This window comes from Staphylococcus sp. AntiMn-1 (assembly GCF_001663395.1).
Lineage (GTDB): Bacteria > Bacillota > Bacilli > Staphylococcales > Staphylococcaceae > Staphylococcus > Staphylococcus equorum.
The window spans coordinates 616,168-636,863 of sequence record NZ_CP012968.1; the positions used below are offsets into that span (position 1 = coordinate 616,168).

Here is a 20,696-nt window from a genome sequence, read left to right on the forward strand (position 1 = left end):
AAATAGAAAAATTACAATAATTTCTATTTTTATCTTTCGCCACGTCTTAGAATAACAAACCCCCGAGTTAATATCAAATTTAGTTAAAAAAACTATTCTCTTTATTTGAAACTTATTGTATAATAAAATTTATATTTAATTAAGAGGTGTTATATAATGTTAAAGGAATTTAAAGAATTTGCATTAAAAGGTAATGTCTTAGATTTAGCAGTAGCTGTAGTTATGGGTGCAGCTTTCAACAAAATTGTTACAGCACTAGTTGCATACATTATCATGCCTCTAATTGGTTTGATTTTCGGAACTGTTGACTTTGCAAAAAGTTGGACGTTTATGGGTATCGAATATGGTATGTTCGTACAATCAATCATAGATTTCATTATCATCGCTTTTGCATTGTTCATATTTGTTAAAATTGCAAATACATTAATGAAACCTGAAGAAGACGAAGTCGAAGAAAACACTGTATTACTAACAGAAATTCGCGATTTACTACGTGAAAAAAATTAATCAAACTAGCCTTAGACATTTGATGTTTATTGCTTTTAAATACCAACAAAATCTATCGATTCCGTTGGTATTTTTTATGCCTATTTTTGCGTATAATCTTAAAACTGTAAACATAATTTAGCTTTTTATTATAAAATAAGTGTTTCAATAAAAAATGATATAAACAAACCAACCAATTGTTATATAATCAATCGGTTGGTTTGTTTAATTATTGCCTTTTAAATTGTGTTGTACTTTGATATTGCTCTGTACTAACTTCAAGTATTAACGGTATTCTTTGCTTAAGTTCACTTACGTGAGAAATAATACCTACCATTCTCCCTGTAGATTTCAAACTCAGTAATGTATCTAACGCTGTTTCTAATGTTTCTTGATCTAATGTTCCGAAACCTTCATCTACAAACATTGAATCTAAAGCAATTCCTCCAGATTCTTGTTGAACTACTTCACTAAGTCCTAATGCTAAGGCTAATGATGCTTGGAAAGTTTCTCCACCAGATAATGATGAAATATGTCGAGATTGATTCGAATGCGAATCAAAGACGTCTATTTCAAGTCCACTGTAACCCTGTGATATTTGTTCTCTTCTTGTTAATTGATAGCGTTGCCCTGTCATCAATGCTAAACGTTGATTGGCTTGAGCAAGAATTCGTTCCAAGTAGTAAATTAATACATAGTTTTCTAAAGTTAACTTTTGATCATTTTTACCTGACAAGATTTCCGCTAATTGAAACACTTCTTGCTGTGCTTTCAATTCCTTTTCTAATTTTTCTATAATTGTATTAATTTCATTGATTTTCTTCTGATTAAAATCAATCTTATATTCATGTTGGCTTAATTCCGTAGCTATCTCGTCTAATACTTGTTGCTTTTGTTGATGAATTTCTTTTAAATGTTGGCTATCTTGGATTTTTTTATTTTTAGTTTCCTCACTGAGTTGCGAAATAACTAATTCCAAAGATTGTTTCTCTTTATTGTAAGTATTAATCTCCGCTTCAATTTTATCTTTATCTGCTATTTTAACTATCGTTGCTTTCACCTGCTCAAATTTTGTGAAGCCAATTCTACCCATTTCCTCATCTATCTTCAGATTCATATTTTCCAATTCATTTTTTAATTCTTTTAGGCTTGATTCTAAATATGCTTTACTATTTTCTTCAATAGACAGTTGTTGGTTACTATTTAGAATATTTTGTTCTAATTTATAACAAACATCGTCATATTCTTTTATCTTTTCTAAATTACTTTCATAAACTTTCACAAACTTAGCAACATTATCAAATTCGGTGTTATATTCGAAGTCATTTATAGCAATGTCATTTTCTCTTAAAGTATGTTGCTTATTTTTCATATCTAATTCAAGCGTATGATAACTTTGTTCGTTTTTTTGTAATTGCTCTTTTAATTGATTAATCTCTTCATTTTCTTTTTCTAAGTTCTCTTTTTCAACATATTTATGATCAATACGCTTTTCAAGTTCATGATAATTCGTATTATTAAGCTCTTCTTGAGAAAATTTTTCTATTTGTTCATTCAAATAGTTCAATTCACTTTCACATTTTATCTTTTTCTCTTTTATATTTTTATGTTGTTCTTCTATTGCAGTTAACGCTTGATGTCTTTCCGTAAGTTCATCAAAGTCTAAATGTTGCTCGATTGAATGTACTTCATTTCCACAAACTGGACATATATCACCTGAATTTAATGCTGATTGAACTTTTGCAATAATATCCTTTTTATTGTTTAAATCTATATTTGTTTTGTCTATTTTAGAATATTTGTCATCTAATTGTTGAAGCTGCAAGTGAAATTTTTCTATATCTCTTAACTTCTGTTTTTTTCTGTTTTGTAAGCTTTCAAATTCAATTTTTTTGAGTTCATTCTGTTTTAACTCTTTGATTTCATTATTTAAATTGAAAATTTGTGAATTAAGCAATTCGACTTTTTTATAATCACTCTTACGATGGTTTAACTTCTTAGCGAGATCATCCAGTAGTTGCTTTTGTGTTTTAACCTTTTCTTCAAGTGTTTCGTAAGCTTTATTTATTGTTTCACGTTGATGATATGCCTCTTGATATTTACTTGCTTTATCATAAAACAACTTACATTTTTCTACATACTTTCTAAAACCTTCTAATATATCCGAAGTCTGTAAATGTTTTTCGAGTTGTTTTTTATTTTCATGTGCCTTATCTTTGAGAGTATTAATCGAGTTTTGTTTTTCTTCTATATCTTTTATTGATTTTTCTTTTTTTAAAGATAGCGTTTCTTTAGACTCTAGCAAATTGGCTAACGGTCTTACTTCATAAATTTCATTTAATAGTTTTATTTTCTTCTTGATTTCGTCATCGTTTAAAAGTAACTGTTCATATTGCTGTTGTTTCTCTTCAAGCTGAGTTAATGCTTCTTCAAGTTTTAAATTATGATTTAAATTATTTTCTGCCGAAGTCACTTCAGCTTTATATTTACTCTTTTTTTCTTTTATTTCCTGTTGTATTTTTCGTGCTTTTTCTTTAAATTCAGGTAATACTTCCATAATTCGATTTGTTTGTCTAGCATTGATTGTTTTATATTCAGTTAATATTTCATCATCAAATGTTTCAATGTCATGCCAATTATTTTCTAATATATTGAATTTCTTTTCAATTTGTTCTCTAACTTCTTTTACATCGTTACTCAAGTGTTTCTGTATTTCTTCAAAACGCTGACTATTAAAAAGTGTTCTTAAAATTTCTTGCTTCTCTGAGCTTTTAGATAGTAAAAATCGCTTAAATTCGCCTTGAGGTAATATGAAAAGTTGTCTGAATTGCTCAGCGTTTACGCCTAATAAATCTCTGATAAATTGATTACCCGTATTTATTTTACTCTCTCTGAGATTATACTCATCGTCTTCGTATTGGTATATGGCTAACTGGCCTAGTGTTTTATTTTTATTACCTTCTTTAATAAATGCGCCTTGTCTCACAATTTTAAAAATATGATCTCTTAGCTTAAATTCAAATTCTACAGTCATAGGAGTCTTGCTATCTGCAAAATGACTCCTTAAATCACTCTCTTTTCTATCTTTAGTAGACGCTTCACCAAAAAGCGCATACACAATTGCGTCAAAAACCATTGTCTTACCTGATCCAGTTTTACCACTGATTAAAAAAAGTTGATTATCTTTTACGTTATTAAAATCTATCACTTCTTTTAAGAAAGGTCCGAAATTATTTAAATTTAATGTTAAAGGTCTCATTTATTCAGACCCTCCTTCTAGTAAATCATTTAACACCTTAGCTACAGTTTTACTTTGAGTTTGTGTTAGTTCTTCATCAGTAATATTTTTATAGAATTTATCAATTATCGTTTCATCATCTAATTTTTGAATTTCATAGTTATCTTGATGAATATGTGCGCTAAAATCAAAAGTCTGGTTTGTAAGTGCTAATGTATTAGGATAAATTTGTTTTAAATGTACCATTGGATCACTGACATGAGACATATGCTTTAATTTGAAATGTAAATAATTATCTTTACCCTTTACCTTTAATTTTTCTTGTATCGCATCTTCGTAATCGCCTTCTATAACTTCTAATTGTCTTAAAGGCGCAATCGGTATGAACTTCTCTTTGATTGTATCTTCCTTAATTTCAATGATTCTATATCCTTTAGGTTGATTCACTTCAGAAAAAGAATACTGAAGTATTGACCCACTATAGCTTATAAAATCAGAATCTATGCTAAACGGATGGTGTAGATGACCCAGCATAACTCTATCAAACTGTTGAAACGAGTCAGCTTCAACAGATTCGACTGTCCCTATAGATAAAGGTCTCTCTGATTCTGAACGCACACCACCTTGTACAGTTAAGTGACCGATAAGAATATTGGTATTATTCTTATTTATATTATTACTCATATATTCAATAGATTTACTTAAAGCTTGTTGATAAGTTTCTATCGTATTATCTTTTAAAAAGTGTTGAGTTTCATTAATTGTTGCAAACGGTAGCGTATAAAAATCTACATTTCCAATTGAAATAGGTATATTTATGTCTTCAAGTTTTGTACGTATATATAAATTTGACTTTTCAAACCACTTGGAACCATAGTTCAATCGTTCTTTACTATCATGATTACCGCTTATCATAATAATCGGAATGCCCATCTCTAGATTCAAAGTATCAATTGTACTTTCTAATAATTGGATGGCATCTTTATTCGGATAACTCGTATCATATAAATCACCCGCAATTACTATGACATCCGGTTGTTCATTGTCCATCGCTTCTATAAAACGATTTAAAATATATGCTTGGTCTTCTAATAATGATTTACCATTTAAAATTCTGCCTAAATGCCAATCGGCTGTATGTATTACTTTCATTTTTACACCTCTAATAGAACGTTTGTTCGTATTTATATAATATAATATCTTTACCACTAAGACAAGTATAAACATAATGGTATTAAACTGTTTTTCCTTTTCTTCAACTACTGCTAATAAAACAATTGAGGCTGAGACATGTATGTATGCCCCAGCCTCCCCAAACTATTGAATTAATGTGCTTTTAAGCTTCTTATATTTATATAACATTGCTAAGCGCCAAGGAACAATCATTGAAAAACCAAGTAAGAAAAACATGCCACCAATTTCTCCTGGATCTATTTTATTGCTAATAAATATTTTAAGTAATGTACGTATTAACAGTAGTGAAATAAGAATGATAGGAAAAGCTTTAGAGCGCTTCATATATATTTCACTGCCCTGAGTTTCAAATTTAGATGTCCATATTAAAATTGTAGAAAACGCTATACCTAAAATAATACATTCTACAATTTCAAGACCAGTTAATCTAAAATATGGAACAACATACATTAAAGCACCTGTTGCCATAAAAAATGGCGGTAATATAATTTTCTTTTCATTAACTGGAAAATTTTGCGCTTTCATTCGCACAAAGATAGCACCTAGTCCCATTATAAAAGCGAAAATTATAGAAATTACTAAATATAACACACTTACACCTTCTTTAAATTTCTATAAGATGATATTTACTTTCGATAGTATATCACTTAACAAAATATTAATCAGTATTTTTAATTCGTTTTCACCTATTTTATCGTTTCTAACATTACATAGTATATATTAGCATTTTTAAATTAAGTAAATAACAACTATCAATATCTTTTCCTTCTATAAATTATAAATTTCCTATACTAACATATATGCGAAGAATATAAATTTATACTATTGTTCCTTTTTTATTCTTGGGAAAAGTGAAGTGCTATGACTAAAGCTTTGTGAACCTAAAAAATCTAAAACATACACCATAAAAAATGCCAACAAAGTCGTTAAGACTTTGTCGACAATGTGAATGAACCTTGGTAAAGGTTTATTCTATCATTTTTGCTCTATTACACATGCGAATTAACACATGCTGATAATGCATCATTTAGTGTATATCTAAGATAATTCATATCATGAGTTTGCATTGCATTATGATATTTCTTAAAAGCTTCATCGTTCGGAAAGTTAATGTGCATATTAGCTAGACGATCTAATACTTCTCTGTCTTCCATGTCATAAGCATCCTTCACTTATCGATACCTCCCTTATATATATACAATTATAACAAAAATCATATCACAATCAAATATTTTCTGAATATTTGAAATATAATACTTACATTTTATTCATTGAATACTCTAGAGTTTGCGACTTAAAACCTTTTATAATACTATCCTTCACTTTGAAAAATATTTAATATGTCTAAGTATTTAATACATTAACCTTATTGCTAAAAAATAAAGGTTCAAACCAATTCACTTATTGGCTCGAACCTTTTATAGAACATTATTTTGTTTTTTTCATTTGATCTTGTTGATTTTTGTTCATCATCGTCATCATTTGATTTATTTTCTTTTGAGATGGTTTTTGACCCATTTGCATCATCATCATACGTAGCATCTCTTCGTTAATTGGTGGGTTCTTTTTAAGATAATCCATCATATATTTTCTTGCAAGGAAAAATCCACCGACTAGTCCTAGAATTAGTGCTAACACGATTAATAAAATTGCTAACCAAGTTGCCATTGTTTCACCCACTTTCCTATCCTAATGAATTTTACTAAAATTGGTGCTCCTTTTCAAGAGCAACTCAATTAATATATTTTTTCAACCTTATGTATTATATCAATTACAAAATCAATTTGTAAATATAAGCTATGCTTTATATCTAATAATAAAAATTGGTATGAGAACTTTCGCTCTCATACCAACAATTTAAATAATTAATTATATTAATTAGAATGTTTGTATTTGATTCAATACGTTTTCTTTAGTGAAACCATATTTTTCAATTACTAAATCACCAGGCGCACTTGCACCAAATCCATCAATTGCGATGACTTTGCCTTGCGTGCCGACATATTTATGCCAACCAAGTGGTGAAGCCATTTCAATAGCTACACGTTTTGTAATTGATGATGGTAGTACTGATTCTTTATACTCAGCAGATTGTTGATCGAATGCATTCCAGTTAGGCATTGATACAACACGAACGCCTTTACCTTGTGCTTCTAAATCTTTTGCTGCATCTACAGCAAGATTAACTTCTGATCCAGTTGCTAATAATAAGAATTCTGCTTCTTTATCAGATTCAAATACTACATAAGCACCTTTACGTACGCCCTCTTCAACTGTCTCTTTTGGTAAGTCCATTGTTGTAAGGTTTTGACGTGTTAATACTAATGATGTCGGTGTACTTTCTGATTCTAGTGCTACTTCCCAAGCTACACGTGTTTCGTTACCATCTGCAGGACGAATCACATTCATATTAGGAATCGCACGTAAACCAGCTAATTGTTCGATTGGTTCATGTGTTGGACCATCTTCACCAACAGCAATTGAATCATGCGTAAAGATGAATGTTGAATTTAAGCCCATGATTGATGATAAACGAAGAGCTGGTTTTAAATAGTCACTGAATACAAAGAATGTTGCACCGTATGGATGTAATCCTCCATGTGCAGCCATACCATTTACTGCAGCTCCCATTGCGAATTCACGCACACCAAACCAAATGTTTTTGCCTTCTGGTGTATCTTTGTCAAAATCAGCTGCATCCTTCACATTTGATTTGTTAGAACCAGCTAAGTCAGCTGACCCACCAAAGAATGAAGGTACTGTTTTACTTAATGCTTGGATTACTTCACCTGAATCAGCACGAGAAGCACCGCTATGACCAGCTTCAAAGTGTGGCAATTCATCTTTATAATTTACTGGTAATTTACCACTAATAGCTAGTTTGAATTCTTCAGCTAAATCTGAGTACTTACTGCTATATTCTTCAACAAGCTTATTCCATGCTTCTTCTTTTTCGTTAGCACGTTTTAGCATACTTTGTTGGAAAATTTCATATACTTCTTCAGGCACATTGAAACGTTTTTCAGGGTCTAGACCATAATTTTCGAAAGCTAATTTTCTTTCGTCTTCACCTAATGGTGCACCGTGCACGCCATGAGAAGCTTGTTTGTTTGGTGCACCATAACCAATAATTGTTTTAACTTCGATTATTGTAGGTACATCATTAGACTTCGCTTCTTCAATTGCTTTATCAATTGCTTCGATATCATTACCGTCTTCAACTAAAATATGTTTCCAACCGTATGCTTCGAAACGACCTTTTACATCTTCAGAGAATGCTTTATCTAAATCACCATCTAAAGAAATATCATTAGAATCATATAAAACAATAAGCTTATCTAATTGACTATGACCTGCTAATGAAGCAGCTTCATGTGAAATACCTTCCATTAAGTCACCATCAGAAGCAAGTACATAAGTATAATGATCTACAACTTGTGCATCATCTTTATTAAACTTGCCAGCTAAGTGTTTTTCTGCCATTGCCATACCAACTGACATAGCGAAACCTTGTCCAAGTGGACCTGTTGTTACTTCAATGCCATCCGTATGTCTAAATTCAGGATGACCAGGCGTTTTAGAATCCCATTGTCTAAATTGTTTAAGTTCTTCTAATTCTAAACTACCTGAAACATGTAATAAACTGTATAATAACGCAGAACCATGTCCCGCAGATAATACAAAGCGATCTCTATCAAAGAAATCTTTTGATTGGGGGTTAAAGTTTAAATGACGCGTCCATAATGTATAGGCCATAGGAGCAGCGCCCATTGGTAATCCAGGGTGACCTGAGTTTGCTTTTTCAATAGCGTCGATACTTAACGCTCTAATCGTATCTATCGCTAATTGATCTTTTTCTATATTCATCTAATATGACTTCCTTTCTTCTAGCAAGATTCAATATCATTATACATTACTTTTCTTCTATTTAACAAAAAATTGATTTAGTTTTTATCTTCTTTATCTTTAGAATCTAATATTTTTTTCACTTTCTTAGGTGTAACATCATTTCCTTCTGAATCAATAACTCTCGTACTTTCAATTTGTTGTTTGAACTTGCCTCTAAATTCATCTAAATAAGCTTTGCGCAACTTAGATTGTTCTTTAGCTTCAGTTTGAGTTAGTCCTTGTTCCTTTTTCTTCTTTGCTAATTCATTAATACGTTCTAAATCTACGCCACCCTTGTTAGCCATAGTAAACCTCCGTAATTTATAATCTAGAAAAAATATAACAAAAAAGTGAGCGAAACTAAATCGTTTCGCTCACTTTATCCCTATTTACTATTAACATGCTTGCTTTCCCAAATCACTTCTATTTAGATCGTTATTTAACTGCTGCTATAACCGGTTGGTGTTCGTGTTCGCTATTACCTTCAGTTTTCACGTTATATTGTTCGCTTTGTACCGGTTCACTCGTTAATTGATGATCGGTCATTTCGTACGTCTGTTCTGATTCTGCGTTGTTATGCGCACTTATAATAAATAATGCGCTTAATAACATCGTAACAAATAACACTGTTATATATGCTTTTATTTGGTGTTTATATATTTTTATCATTAATAGTCACTCCTAGAACGTTTGTTTGTATTTATACCTTACCAGAACACGTGTTCCGAGTCAACAATAAACGAACAAACGTTTGTAATATATATATATGCATGCTATAATAAAAACAAATTAATCTAGGGAGTGCCTACTATGAGAGAGTTAACAAAGCGACAAAGTGAAATTTTCGAATATATAAAACAAACAGTTCATTCAAAAGGATATCCGCCAAGTGTAAGAGAGATTGGTGAAGCCGTTGGATTAGCATCAAGTTCTACAGTTCACGGTCATTTATCAAGGTTAGAAGAAAAGGGTTATATAAAAAGGGATCCTACTAAACCTCGGGCAATTGAAATTGTATCAGAACAATTAGGTGATACTTTAAATATGGAAGAAACTATCCACGTTCCTGTAATCGGTAAAGTAACAGCTGGCATACCTATTACTGCTGTAGAGAACGTTGAGGAGTATTTCCCATTACCCGAACACTTCACTTCAACTCATAATAGTGATATTTTCATTCTCAATGTAGTTGGTGACAGTATGGTTGAAGCAGGTATCTTAGATGGCGATAAAGTAATCGTTAGAAGCCAGACAATCGCTGAAAATGGTGATATTATCGTTGCTATGACTGAAGATAATGAAGCTACTGTTAAACGATTCTATAAAGAAAAGTCACGTTATCGCTTGCAACCTGAGAATAGTACAATGGACCCTATCTATTTAGAACATGTAACTGTATTAGGTAAAGTTGTAGGACTATTTAGAGAAATGTAATTATAAATTTAACCCTTTAAAAACACTCTCACAAAAATAAGAGGTTGAGCTATGAGCTCAACCTCTTATTTTTTGTCTTTTTTATCTAAGACTTCTTTTACTTTTTCAAGTATATCTTCTGTTTTATCTTTTTTATTTGTTGTCATAACTTATTCATCCTCACAAATAGTAAGATACCCTCTTATAACAATCAATAAACACTATCCACTGTAATTTTCAGTCCAATAAGGTTGTCTTTCCTCATTAAAGTCCACACCTACACCTAATGTTTTGAATTCTTTTTTTAGTATGTTCTTTCTATGTCCTAATGAATTCATTAAACCTTGGTGTGCATAAATGCTACTTGTTTGACCATAAGCTAGATTTTCACCTGCTGCATTAAAATCATGACCGTCTGCTTCTAATCTGTCGAACGGTGATTCGCCTGATAAATTATCATGATTAAAATAGTCATGCTCTGCCATATCTATACTATGTTTTCTCGCAGTATCAGAAATACTAGCCGAATAATTTAACGATGCTAAATCACGTTGGACTCTCTCAGCGTTTACTAAATCAAAGTTTTGTAATTCAAAACTTTGTGCCAATCCTTCTGATGGTGCAGCATATTGTTGTTGTAAGCGGTTTTCCATTTTTTCGCTAACTTGTAGAAGTGCAGTTAAGTTATTGTTTTCATGTTTGTCATAAAAAGCTGTTGTATAAATTTGATCATCATGAAAATTGTCAAATTCATCATCTTGCACATCAAATTTTACATGACCTTTTTCTTTTTCAGTAATAGGTTCACCTAATCTATCTCTAACGACTTCTTTCGGTGTTCCATATTTAATTTTTGATTTTGATGAAATTACATTCTGATTACTATAAAGTGCGTTTACTTTATCATCAATGTAACTCACCATCACAAATGATCTATAATCACCAGAATAGTAAGTATGCCAATTTGTGCCATACTCATTAGAAGTCACACGTTGTGCGTCTCCTAACTTTTTGTCAACTTCATCCTTAGTCATATTCATTTGAATATTATTTACAGCAAATTCTTGTTCACTTGGCACTTTTAGCGCATCATCAGATGTAGATTGTTCTGATGTCCAACCGTCCACTTTTGATTTAAACTGTTGTTGTAATGATGTCAGAGGTGTAGTTTCTTGGATTGGAACGACTAATACTATTATTAAAAAAACAACTATATATAATAAAATTTTTCTGATTTTATACACCCACTATAAAACTAATCTCTATCACCATTAAAAATAGAGTTTCTAACGATTACATAATCCACTTTTCTTAATGATTTCAAATCTTTGCCACCTGAATACGAAATTGAACTTTGTAAATCTTGTTGCATTTCTATTAGAGTATTAAGTAAAGAACCTTTGTGTTCAACAAACATTTTTTTACCTTCAACATTTTTGTGTTCGCCTTTTTGGAATTCAGAAGCACTACCAAAATATTCTTTATACATTTTACCATCTAATTCAACAGTTTCGCCAGGAGATTCTTCATGAGCTGCAAATAATGAGCCCACCATTACCATTGATGCCCCAAAGCGAATTGATTTAGCGATATCTCCATGCGTTCTGATACCACCATCAGCAATGATTGGTTTGCGTGCTGCTTTACTACAATGGTTGAGTGCCGATAACTGCCAGCCGCCAGTACCAAAACCAGTTTTAATTTTAGTAATACAAACTCGACCAGGCCCTATACCTACTTTCGTTGCATCCGCGCCTGCATTTTCAAGTTCACGAACGCCTTCAGGTGTACCCACATTACCAGCAATTACAAATGTCTCTGGAATATGTGCTTTTATATGTTTAATCATATTAATGACTGAATCTGAATGACCATGTGCAATATCAATTGTAATATAGTCAGGGATTATATTTTCTGCTGCCAATTTTTCAACAAAACCGAATTCACGTTCTTTTACTCCTACAGAAATAGAAGCGAACCAACCTTTATCTTGCATCTTTTTAGTAAAAGGAATACGAGCTTCTTCATCAAATCTATGCATAATATAAAAATAATTATTTTCCGCAAACCATTCTGCTAATTCTTCATTCATAACTGTTTGCATATTTGCTGGTACTACAGGCAACTTAAAGTTTCTTGAACCAAATTTGACAGTTGTATCACATTCAGAGCGACTATCAACAATACATTTATTTGGTATCAATTGGATATCTTCATAATCAAAAATTTTCATAATTTAACAAACCCCTAACATTTTTAATAAAACAATAATACAATCGTAAGATTTTCATGATGATTTCAAATATTGTACAAGGAAAATACATATATTTACAGCAAATTCCGAACAATAACTTTTTGATTTATCTTAACCAATTGATAATATACATTGTTTTACTACAAATGTAAACGAACTTGGGTCGTATTTACCAACTTGATTTTTTAACCCCTGGAATTTGTCCTTTATGCGCATATTCACGAAAAGCAATTCTAGACATTCCAAATTTTCTATAAACACCTCTGGGTCTTCCAGTAACCTTACAACGACGTGTCAATCTTGTCGGTGATGCATCTCTCGGTAATTTTCTTAAAGCTTCATAATCTCCTTTAGCTTTTAATTCTTGACGTAATTCATAATACTGAGCGACTAAGCGTTCTCTTTTTTGTTCTTTTGCTATTTTTGATTTTTTTGCCATAATGTATCTCTCCTTTTAAATCGTAATCATTTCGTTTTAAATCATAACACATCCTTTTCATTAATCAAACAGAAAGTTCCATATTCAAATTTTTATTGCAATTTTTTGAATGACATCATTTGTTTCTTCATTATTAGATATTTATATTTATAGAAAAGTAATTGAAATTGCATAATTTATATGGTAGAATTTTAAAGCGTAATCATTCCTGTTAAGAAAGAGGTGTTAACTTTGCGCGTAAATATTACATTGGCTTGTACTGAGTCTGGCGAGCGTAACTATATTACTACTAAAAATAAACGTAATAATCCTGAGCGTATAGAACTTAAAAAGTTCTGCCCAAGATTAAATAAATATACGTTACATCGTGAAACAAAATAATATGATGTTAGACCTTATCTTTTGAATACGACATATTTAAAAGTAATACTGAACTTAAATTATTTGTTAAGTTCCAGAGATAAAGGTGTTTCCATAATGGAGACATCTAAGAACTTAGATAAACCAATTGCTATAAAAGCATTTGGTTTATTTTTTTAAGTATTTTTATTGAAAGTATCTTTTTGTCTATTCTATTATTTAAGGCTTTTCATAATAAAGAGGCCTTCATTTTAATTTAAAACTTTAAATTTCATTAGATTATCACAAGTAAATAAGCCCTTTTGCTACGTATTTTATAATTTTCAAATCTTATTTTTCATTAATAAGTGTTAATTAACATTTTACAACTTAATTGTCACTTTTAAATTTTTGCACAGTCTTCTAATCAACCGTGAAACATCTTATAATAGTATAACCATCTATTATTGGAGGAGAATTTTATGGAAAATCGCCACATGTCAGACGAGCAGAAAAGTCATATCATTAATTCAATAACGACAAAAACGAAAAACAAAAGTATTTGTAATTGTGAACATCCTAAAATCGAAATTTTAAATGGTCATTATTTCGCACCCCTATTAACAGCTTCATTAGGAAATGATGCAACTCCATTAATTGCACTGATGTGCAATAATTGTGGTAAACTTCATTTTTATTCACAAAACTTTTTAGGTATTAAAACGAGATAACATAAAAAGGTAGCTTCCATTATATTGGAAGCTACCTTTAATTATAAATTCTGCTTTAAAGTTTTAAAAATCTTAAAAGTTAATACCCATCATATTAACTTAGTCTGCTGCTTCTATGTCTACATCATTGATATCAATGCCTAATGCATTTGCCACACCTTTACCATATTCACTGTCAGCTTTGTAACAATGACGGATATGACGATGTTGAACTTCTAATGTAGTACCTTGCATTTCGTTTGCAGTATTTACAAATATACGCTCTTGTTGCTCTTTAGATTGTAATCTAAATAAGCGACCTGGTTGTTCGAAGTAATTGTCATCATCTTGTCTATAATCATATTCATATGCTTCGCCTTCAATTGGTAATCCAGGTTTTTTAAATTGTGGTTGATCCTCAAAAGAACCATCACTATTTGGATAATAGTGTGTGCCACCGCCTTGATTATTATCTAAAATTCTCATTTGACCATCTCTACTGAATGGACAAATATTTTCAACACCTACACCTTTAGGTTGGTTTACTGGAATTTGCCAATGGTTAGCACCTAAACGATATCTTTGTGTATCACCATATGAGAATAAACGACCTTGTAACATTTTATCCGGTGAAAAATCTAATCCTGGAACAATGTTTGTTGGCGCAAATGCAGCTTGTTCAACATCTTGGAAGTAATTATCAGGGTTACGGTTAAGTTCCCATTCACCAACTTCAATTAGTGGGTAATCACCTTTATACCAGACTTTAGTTAAATCAAACGGATTATCTTTATGATTTCTTGCTTGTTCTTCAGTCATCACTTGAATATATAATTTCCATTTTGGATAATCTTTATTTTCAATTGCTTCGAATAAATCACGTTGTGATGATTCTCTATCGTTAGCAATAACACTTGCTGCTTCCTCAGGTTGTAAGTTTTCAATGCCTTGTTGAGTTCTGTGATGGAATTTCACCCATACACGTTCACCCTTGTCATTGTACATTGAATAAGTATGAGAACCAAAACCGTGCATATTTCTAAAACCTTTTGGAATCCCTCGATCTGACATCAAAATTGTTACTTGATGCAATGCTTCAGGTAACGAAGTCCAAAAATCCCAATTGTTTTGTGAACTACGCATATTCGTTCTTGGATCACGTTTTACTGCGTGATTAAGACTCGCAAATAATTTAGGATCTCTAAAGAAGAATACTGGTGTGTTATTACCTACTAAATCCCAGTTACCTTCATCCGTATAAAATTTCAAAGCAAATCCACGGATATCACGTTCAGCGTCTGCTGCCCCACGTTCCCCAGCTACTGTAGAAAAACGTGCAAACATTTCTGTTTGTTTTCCAACTTCTGAAAAAATACTTGCAGAAGTATACTTTGTAATATCATTTGTAACTGTGAACGTACCAAATGCGCCAGAACCTTTCGCATGCATGCGTCGTTCAGGAATAACTTCTCTATCAAAATGAGCCATTTGCTCTAAAAAGTACCAATCTTGCATTAATAATGGCCCTCTAGGTCCTGCCGTCATACTATTTTCTCTGTCCGAGACTGGCGCACCAAAAAGACTTGTCAATTTTTTATCATTACTCATAAAAATTCCCCCTCGATTTTCTAAATAATAATAATTATTATCTAGCACTTATTTTAATGTAATATAACTTTAAAAGCAACAAAGTCTCATTGAAATATGTGAAAGTTTTCTAAATATTTAAATATTTTATGAATTTTAAGTCACAAAAGGCATTGCTTGTATCACTTAAAAGCATTAAAATGGATTGTATATATAAAATTCAATAGATTATAGGAGATTTTTTATGGCACAAAATAATATGAATCGTGGTCTTAACTCTCGACATATTTCAATGATAGCAATTGGTGGCGCCATCGGTACCGGGTTATTTGTAGCAACTGGGAATGTTATATCTCAAGCTGGTCCAGGCGGCGCAATATTGGCTTACTTGATTATTGGCGTAATGCTATATTTCTTAATGTCGTCTATCGGTGAATTAGCCACGTTTTATCCTGTTTCGGGATCATTCAGTTCATACTCTACCCGTTTCGTGGATAGTTCATTAGGCTTTACGATGGGTTGGTTATATTGGGCAATATGGTTACTCGTAACGAGTGTTGATATTATTATATCTGCAAGCGTACTTTATTATTGGGATGTATTTCAATTCTTTTCACCAATGACGTGGAGTATTATCTTTTTATGCTTACTCTTTTTACTGAACATTTTTTCAGTTAAAGCTTTTGGTGAAACAGAATTTTGGTTATCTCTAATCAAAGTAATAACAATTGTTGTATTCATCGTAATTGGTGTATTAACTATTGTTGGTATCTTAGGCGGTAAAACATATGGCTTAAGCAATTTCACAAGCGGAGAAGCACCGTTTGTGGGTGGATTTTCAGGCTTTTTAGGCGTATTACTGGTCGCAGGTTTCTCTGTTGGTGGTACTGAAGTTGTTGCTGTAACAGCTGGAGAATCATCGAATCCACATCGATCAATGCCTAAAGCAATTAAACAAGTATTTTGGAGAATTTTATTATTCTATGTATTATCAATAGCTGTCATATCAGCAATTATTCCTTATACTGATCCAATGTTATTGAACCAAAGTGAATCAGTAGCACAAAGTCCATTTACAATTGTATTTGACCGTGTAGGTATTGCATTTGCAGCATCGGTAATTAATGCTGTAATTTTAACTGCATTATTATCTGCAGCGAATTCTGGTATCTATACAACGAGTCGTATGCTATTCTCAATGGCTGAAGATAAGCAGGCACCAAGATTCTTAGGTAAATTAAATAAAACTACAAAATTACCGATGGCTGCACTTTTCACTACTTTTATCATTGTATTAGCAATAATTATTATCGCTCAATTTAAATCAGACATTATTTTCACATTACTTAATATCATTGGTTCTTTAGTCATTGTAATTTGGGGATCCAGTATTTTAGCACAAATAAGATTACGGTCAGCAATTAAAAAACAAAATAAAAATCCTGATGATGTACTTCCTTATAAAGCACCATTTTATCCATTAGGACCAATCATTGTAATTCTTTCCTTACTATTCTTATTTGTCGGAAATTCATTTGGCGCTGTTATGGCTGGTGATTTTGGAGCATTATTCCGAAATATTTTCCCTATGATTATTTTAGCAATTATTTACTTTGCACATAAGTATTTCAAAAAAACTAAAATTGTTAAACTAGAAGAATTGGATTTAAAGAGCCACGATTATAGTTAACATTTCAGCATTGATACACAGAAGCAATTATTTGTTTCTTGGATCAATGCTTTTTCTTTTATAATAAATAGCGTTTATTTAATTCAATACGATTTCAAATCTATAAAGCATTGATATTTTCAGTTGAAGGGAAATATAGTATAATAGTTTATAATAATAAACGTAACTTAGAGGTGGAAACTATGATTGGACAAACGAATTTATTTGACGATATTTTAGAAACTGAGGAACGCTTCGTTATTGTTGTGCAATCACTTGAAGATAGACATAACCGCTTAATAAAACGCACATTAAGGGAGTATAGTAGTTTAGACCATTCACAAATGGAAAGTCTTTTTAACCATCTTAAAGATTTATTTCTCGAGGAAGATTTCGAAGAAAATCAATCTGCATTTTCTATTACAGTCTACACAAATTTAGATTATGCAGCCGATCAAGTATACGCACATGTTAAACGACATCGTGGTAAAAATGAATGGACACATACAGCAAAATAAATACGAAAACATACTTAATGCTCTATTCATAAAACAAATCACCAATTCAACGGCTTAATATGCCGATGAATTGGTGATTTTTAAATATCACGAATATAAACTGGACTTAAATCCAAGCCTATTTCTATTTTATTATTTTTTGTAAAGTGTGTGGAATACCATTATCAATATTACTTAAAGTAATTTCATCAGCTACAGCTTTCACAGCATCATTTGCATTGTCCATGGCTACTGCATAGCCTACAACTTCAAGCATTGATATATCGTTAGAACTATCACCAAATGCGATAACTTGCGCTATATCTATATCCAATTTCTCACATAGAGCAATAATTGCATTTCCTTTAGAGACGTCTTTAGTCATGAATTCTAAAAAATAAGGTTTGCTCGTTGTAACATCAACAGCTTCATTGAAACTACCATCTAATTCAGTGTTAATAGCTGAAACCTTAGAAACATAATCTACACCCATAATCTTAGGCACATCTGTTTGAATATACGCCTTCATATCATCTACATGTTTCATTGGTAAACCAGTAAGTTCTGATTCAATGTTCATATATTCGTGTTCACCTTCATAAATGATGTGACCATCTTGATAAGTTAATACAAACAACTCATGTTTTCTACAAAAATCTACAATTAAATCAAAATTTTCTTTTGTTATTGCACGGCTCACTTCAACCGCTTCATCACGAACATTGATTGTTTGACCACCATTATAACTAATCACATAACTATTATGTTGATCTAACTCTAATAATTTCGCAGTGGGTAGCATACCTTCAGTTGGACGACCTGAAGCTAAAATAACTTTATACCCTTGTTTTTGTATCTCAATTAAATAAGATTCTGTTTCAGGGCTGACTTTATTTTCAGCATTCATCAAAGTATCGTCCATATCCATTACTATAACTTTATATTTACTCATGTTGCCTATCTCCTTTCAACATCTTCAATCTATACTACACCAAATTAAAGATGTTGGTACAATACTTTAGATTCTACACCAGATTCGTTGATTGTAACAAGTTCAGATCGGCAATTTTCAAATTCATGCTTCAATTCCCTTACTAGCTCCCCACTTCGTTCAGGTGCGATTAAATTTAATACCGTAGGCCCTGCACCACTTATTACTGTCGCATAAGCTTGGTATTGTTTAGCAATCGCTTTAATCGATTGGAATTCAGGTATTAAATGCTGTCTATATGGTTCATGGAAGCCATCTTGCTCCATCATCTTGCCAGCGAGTTCATAATTGTGCTGTATGAGTGCACTAATCATCGTATTACTTATTGCACTGTTTTGAACCGCCTTTTTGTGTGAAAAAGTATCAGGTAATGCATTTCTTGAGTCAGTTGTCTTCAATTCATACGACGGAATTGTGATAATGATATCTACCTTAGGTGTATCAATATAAGACACATCTGTAACTTTTGTATCTGGATTATAATATCCGAGTACTAAACCACCATATATCGTCGGTGCTACGTTATCAGGATGTCCTTCAAATTCTGTAGCAAGTTGCAGCAATTCATACTTAGACAGCTCTATGTCACCAAAATAATTAGCAATATAAAGCGCACCAACCAAAGCAGACGCTGAAGAGCCTAATCCTCTCGCCAATGGAATTTCACTTCTCATTTCTATCTCTAGGTTGGGTAACATAACGTTATATTTACGCGCAACCTTTTGAGCAACTTGATAAATATAGTGACTGTTATCAGTTGGTAATCCTTCAACATTGGGCCCAATATGGTTAAATGTCCAAACATTACTTTCACTTACTTTCACATCTAAATATAAAAATTTATTTAAAGCCATTCCTATAGAATCAAAACCGACACCTAAATTTGCAGTAGATGCCGGAATTTTTAAATATAACCTATCGCTCATGCTATAGTGCTCCTTTGATGTAGTCTAGAATACTCTTTCTATCATTTGGTAAAGGTTTAATAGGGTTATCTAATAAAGAAATTGCAGTATCAGGATCTTTTAAGCCATTACCTGTTAATATGGCCACTACTTTTTTATCTTTTGGTAATTTTCCAGAACGGTGTAGTTTAATTAATCCCGCGATTGAAGCATTACTTGCAGGTTCACTAAAGACGCCTTCTTTTCGTGCCATAAGTTGATATGCTTCTAAGATTTCTTCATCAGTCACACTGTCGACTAATCCATTAGATTCATTCAATGCATTTGTCGCTTTATCCCAACTTGCAGGGTTTCCTATTCTAATTGCTGTTGCAACTGTATCAGGATCCTTTACTACTTTATTTTGTACAATTGGTGAAGCACCTTCAGCTTGAAATCCATACATGTTAGGTAATTGCGTATCATGTTTGTCGTGATATTCTTTAAAACCTTTCCAATAAGCTGAAATATTTCCAGCATTACCTACTGGTATAGATAGAATATCAGGTGCAACACCGTCTAATTGTTGAATTACTTCAAAGGCACCTGTTTTTTGACCTTCAATACGGTATGGATTCACTGAATTTACAAGTGCAATTTCACCGTTTTCAGCAACTTCCTGAACAATCTCTAAAGCTTCATCGAAATTGCCTTCTATTGAAACAATTTCAGCACCATACATAACTGCTTGAGATAATTTGCCTAAAGCAATTTTCCCTTCAGGTATTACTACGATTGCTTTTAAACCAGCACGTGCAGCGTATGCTGCAGCTGATGCTGATGTATTACCTGTAGAGGCACAAATCACTATCTTTTTGCCTTCTTCTTTTGCTTTAGCCATAGCCATAACCATGCCTCTATCTTTAAACGAACCTGTTGGGTTTGCACCTTCATACTTCACATGTAATTCAATACCAAGCATCTCTGACATGTTCTCACAGTATATTAATGGAGTATGACCTTCGTTTAATGTTAACTGTGGTGTCTCTTCATTTACTGGTAAATATGTTTTAAATTCTTCAACTAATCCTTGCCATCTTTTCATAA

At 32.0% G+C, this 20,696-nt stretch carries 21 protein-coding genes; 6 read left to right on the top strand and 15 right to left on the bottom strand.

Features of this window, described 5'->3' with window-relative positions; all coding sequences use genetic code 11:
- Positions 1–156 precede the first annotated feature (156 nt).
- Positions 157–507, top strand: coding sequence for a large conductance mechanosensitive channel protein MscL (gene mscL, locus AOB58_RS03075; protein ID WP_002507696.1), 351 nt, complete (start codon positions 157–159; stop codon positions 505–507).
- A gap of 208 nt (positions 508–715) precedes the next feature.
- Here the strand turns inward: mscL and sbcC are convergent, their stop codons facing one another.
- From sbcC to sosA, 8 genes are all read right to left on the bottom strand, one after another.
- On the bottom strand, positions 716–3,745 hold the full coding sequence (gene sbcC / locus AOB58_RS03080) for an exonuclease subunit SbcC (RefSeq protein ID WP_064782948.1): 3,030 nt from the start codon (positions 3,743–3,745) through the stop codon (positions 716–718).
- A complete protein-coding gene (gene sbcD, locus AOB58_RS03085) occupies positions 3,746–4,876 on the bottom strand; it encodes an exonuclease subunit SbcD (RefSeq protein ID WP_002512381.1) in 1,131 nt (376 codons plus the stop codon).
- Between the two features lie 165 nt (positions 4,877–5,041).
- Positions 5,042–5,509 (bottom strand): CcdC family protein, encoded by a 468-nt coding sequence (locus tag AOB58_RS03090; protein ID WP_002507699.1) that lies wholly within the window; start codon positions 5,507–5,509, stop codon positions 5,042–5,044.
- A gap of 398 nt (positions 5,510–5,907) precedes the next feature.
- Positions 5,908–6,090: a hypothetical protein gene (locus AOB58_RS03095; protein ID WP_002507700.1), complete on the bottom strand. Its 183-nt coding sequence runs from the start codon at positions 6,088–6,090 to the stop codon at positions 5,908–5,910.
- A gap of 256 nt (positions 6,091–6,346) precedes the next feature.
- A complete protein-coding gene (locus tag AOB58_RS03100) occupies positions 6,347–6,586 on the bottom strand; it encodes a YneF family protein (protein WP_021338794.1) in 240 nt (79 codons plus the stop codon).
- 210 nt (positions 6,587–6,796) lie between these two features.
- The gene (gene tkt / locus AOB58_RS03105; protein WP_021338793.1) at positions 6,797–8,785 is read right to left on the bottom strand and encodes a transketolase; all 1,989 of its coding nucleotides are present in this window, start codon (positions 8,783–8,785) and stop codon (positions 6,797–6,799) included.
- Positions 8,786–8,862: 77 nt separating this feature from the next.
- Positions 8,863–9,111, bottom strand: a complete 249-nt coding sequence (locus tag AOB58_RS03110; protein ID WP_002507767.1) for a DUF896 domain-containing protein — start codon at positions 9,109–9,111, stop codon at positions 8,863–8,865.
- Positions 9,112–9,241: 130 nt separating this feature from the next.
- A complete protein-coding gene (gene sosA, locus AOB58_RS03115) occupies positions 9,242–9,475 on the bottom strand; it encodes a DNA damage-induced cell division inhibitor SosA (protein ID WP_002507768.1) in 234 nt (77 codons plus the stop codon).
- A 141-nt stretch (positions 9,476–9,616) separates the two neighbouring features.
- Here sosA and lexA point away from each other — a divergent pair, with 141 nt between their 5' ends.
- A complete protein-coding gene (lexA, locus tag AOB58_RS03120; RefSeq protein WP_021338792.1) occupies positions 9,617–10,240 on the top strand; it encodes a transcriptional repressor LexA in 624 nt (207 codons plus the stop codon).
- 200 nt (positions 10,241–10,440) lie between these two features.
- Here lexA and AOB58_RS03125 read toward each other — a convergent pair whose 3' ends face one another.
- The 3 genes from AOB58_RS03125 to rpsN form a co-directional block, all read right to left on the bottom strand.
- Entirely contained in the window at positions 10,441–11,463 is a 1,023-nt protein-coding gene (locus tag AOB58_RS03125) for a CAP domain-containing protein (RefSeq protein ID WP_002507770.1), read from the bottom strand.
- Positions 11,464–11,474: 11 nt separating this feature from the next.
- Entirely contained in the window at positions 11,475–12,452 is a 978-nt protein-coding gene (guaC, locus tag AOB58_RS03130; protein ID WP_002507771.1) for a GMP reductase, read from the bottom strand.
- A gap of 190 nt (positions 12,453–12,642) precedes the next feature.
- Positions 12,643–12,912: a 30S ribosomal protein S14 gene (gene rpsN / locus AOB58_RS03135; protein ID WP_021338790.1), complete on the bottom strand. Its 270-nt coding sequence runs from the start codon at positions 12,910–12,912 to the stop codon at positions 12,643–12,645.
- Between the two features lie 231 nt (positions 12,913–13,143).
- On the opposite strand from rpsN, the gene rpmG reads away from it, so the two are divergent.
- On the top strand, positions 13,144–13,293 hold the full coding sequence (gene rpmG / locus AOB58_RS03140) for a 50S ribosomal protein L33 (protein WP_002507773.1): 150 nt from the start codon (positions 13,144–13,146) through the stop codon (positions 13,291–13,293).
- Between the two features lie 440 nt (positions 13,294–13,733).
- Positions 13,734–13,982 (top strand): hypothetical protein, encoded by a 249-nt coding sequence (locus AOB58_RS03145; RefSeq protein WP_002507774.1) that lies wholly within the window; start codon positions 13,734–13,736, stop codon positions 13,980–13,982.
- 99 nt (positions 13,983–14,081) lie between these two features.
- Here AOB58_RS03145 and AOB58_RS03150 read toward each other — a convergent pair whose 3' ends face one another.
- Positions 14,082–15,569: a catalase gene (locus AOB58_RS03150; protein ID WP_021338789.1), complete on the bottom strand. Its 1,488-nt coding sequence runs from the start codon at positions 15,567–15,569 to the stop codon at positions 14,082–14,084.
- A 223-nt stretch (positions 15,570–15,792) separates the two neighbouring features.
- Between AOB58_RS03150 and AOB58_RS03155 the strand changes: the two genes are divergently transcribed.
- Positions 15,793–17,238: an amino acid permease gene (locus tag AOB58_RS03155; RefSeq protein WP_021338788.1), complete on the top strand. Its 1,446-nt coding sequence runs from the start codon at positions 15,793–15,795 to the stop codon at positions 17,236–17,238.
- Positions 17,239–17,420: 182 nt separating this feature from the next.
- Positions 17,421–17,735 carry a hypothetical protein gene (locus AOB58_RS03160; RefSeq protein WP_002507777.1) on the top strand — a complete coding sequence of 105 codons (315 nt, stop codon included), beginning with the start codon at positions 17,421–17,423 and terminating at the stop codon, positions 17,733–17,735.
- A gap of 124 nt (positions 17,736–17,859) precedes the next feature.
- On the opposite strand, the gene AOB58_RS03165 is transcribed toward AOB58_RS03160, so the two are convergent.
- From AOB58_RS03165 to thrC, 3 genes are read right to left on the bottom strand one after another with little or no spacing between them, the layout of a single operon-like run.
- Positions 17,860–18,666: a Cof-type HAD-IIB family hydrolase gene (locus AOB58_RS03165; protein ID WP_064782949.1), complete on the bottom strand. Its 807-nt coding sequence runs from the start codon at positions 18,664–18,666 to the stop codon at positions 17,860–17,862.
- A gap of 44 nt (positions 18,667–18,710) precedes the next feature.
- Positions 18,711–19,631, bottom strand: a complete 921-nt coding sequence (gene thrB, locus AOB58_RS03170; RefSeq protein ID WP_021338786.1) for a homoserine kinase — start codon at positions 19,629–19,631, stop codon at positions 18,711–18,713.
- Between the two features lies 1 nt (position 19,632).
- Complete coding sequence (thrC, locus tag AOB58_RS03175) at positions 19,633–20,694, bottom strand: threonine synthase (RefSeq protein ID WP_021338785.1); 1,062 nt, start codon at positions 20,692–20,694, stop codon at positions 19,633–19,635.
- Between the last annotated feature and the right edge of the window lie 2 nt (positions 20,695–20,696).

What these genes read in the sequence shown, in the direction of transcription:
- AOB58_RS03160 (WP_002507777.1), top strand. Translation starts at nt 17,421, where the DNA reads ATGATTGGACAAACGAATTTATTTGACGATATTTTAGAAACTGAGGAA.
- AOB58_RS03155 (WP_021338788.1), top strand. Translation starts at nt 15,793, where the DNA reads ATGGCACAAAATAATATGAATCGTGGTCTTAACTCTCGACATATTTCA.
- AOB58_RS03110 (WP_002507767.1), bottom strand. Translation starts at nt 9,111, where the DNA reads ATGGCTAACAAGGGTGGCGTAGATTTAGAACGTATTAATGAATTAGCA.
- AOB58_RS03100 (WP_021338794.1), bottom strand. Translation starts at nt 6,586, where the DNA reads ATGGCAACTTGGTTAGCAATTTTATTAATCGTGTTAGCACTAATTCTA.
- AOB58_RS03150 (WP_021338789.1), bottom strand. Translation starts at nt 15,569, where the DNA reads ATGAGTAATGATAAAAAATTGACAAGTCTTTTTGGTGCGCCAGTCTCG.
- AOB58_RS03145 (WP_002507774.1), top strand. Translation starts at nt 13,734, where the DNA reads ATGGAAAATCGCCACATGTCAGACGAGCAGAAAAGTCATATCATTAAT.
- mscL (WP_002507696.1), top strand. Translation starts at nt 157, where the DNA reads ATGTTAAAGGAATTTAAAGAATTTGCATTAAAAGGTAATGTCTTAGAT.
- sosA (WP_002507768.1), bottom strand. Translation starts at nt 9,475, where the DNA reads ATGATAAAAATATATAAACACCAAATAAAAGCATATATAACAGTGTTA.
- AOB58_RS03165 (WP_064782949.1), bottom strand. Translation starts at nt 18,666, where the DNA reads ATGAGTAAATATAAAGTTATAGTAATGGATATGGACGATACTTTGATG.
- sbcC (WP_064782948.1), bottom strand. Translation starts at nt 3,745, where the DNA reads ATGAGACCTTTAACATTAAATTTAAATAATTTCGGACCTTTCTTAAAA.
- rpsN (WP_021338790.1), bottom strand. Translation starts at nt 12,912, where the DNA reads ATGGCAAAAAAATCAAAAATAGCAAAAGAACAAAAAAGAGAACGCTTA.
- thrC (WP_021338785.1), bottom strand. Translation starts at nt 20,694, where the DNA reads ATGAAAAGATGGCAAGGATTAGTTGAAGAATTTAAAACATATTTACCA.
- lexA (WP_021338792.1), top strand. Translation starts at nt 9,617, where the DNA reads ATGAGAGAGTTAACAAAGCGACAAAGTGAAATTTTCGAATATATAAAA.
- thrB (WP_021338786.1), bottom strand. Translation starts at nt 19,631, where the DNA reads ATGAGCGATAGGTTATATTTAAAAATTCCGGCATCTACTGCAAATTTA.
- tkt (WP_021338793.1), bottom strand. Translation starts at nt 8,785, where the DNA reads ATGAATATAGAAAAAGATCAATTAGCGATAGATACGATTAGAGCGTTA.
- sbcD (WP_002512381.1), bottom strand. Translation starts at nt 4,876, where the DNA reads ATGAAAGTAATACATACAGCCGATTGGCATTTAGGCAGAATTTTAAAT.
- guaC (WP_002507771.1), bottom strand. Translation starts at nt 12,452, where the DNA reads ATGAAAATTTTTGATTATGAAGATATCCAATTGATACCAAATAAATGT.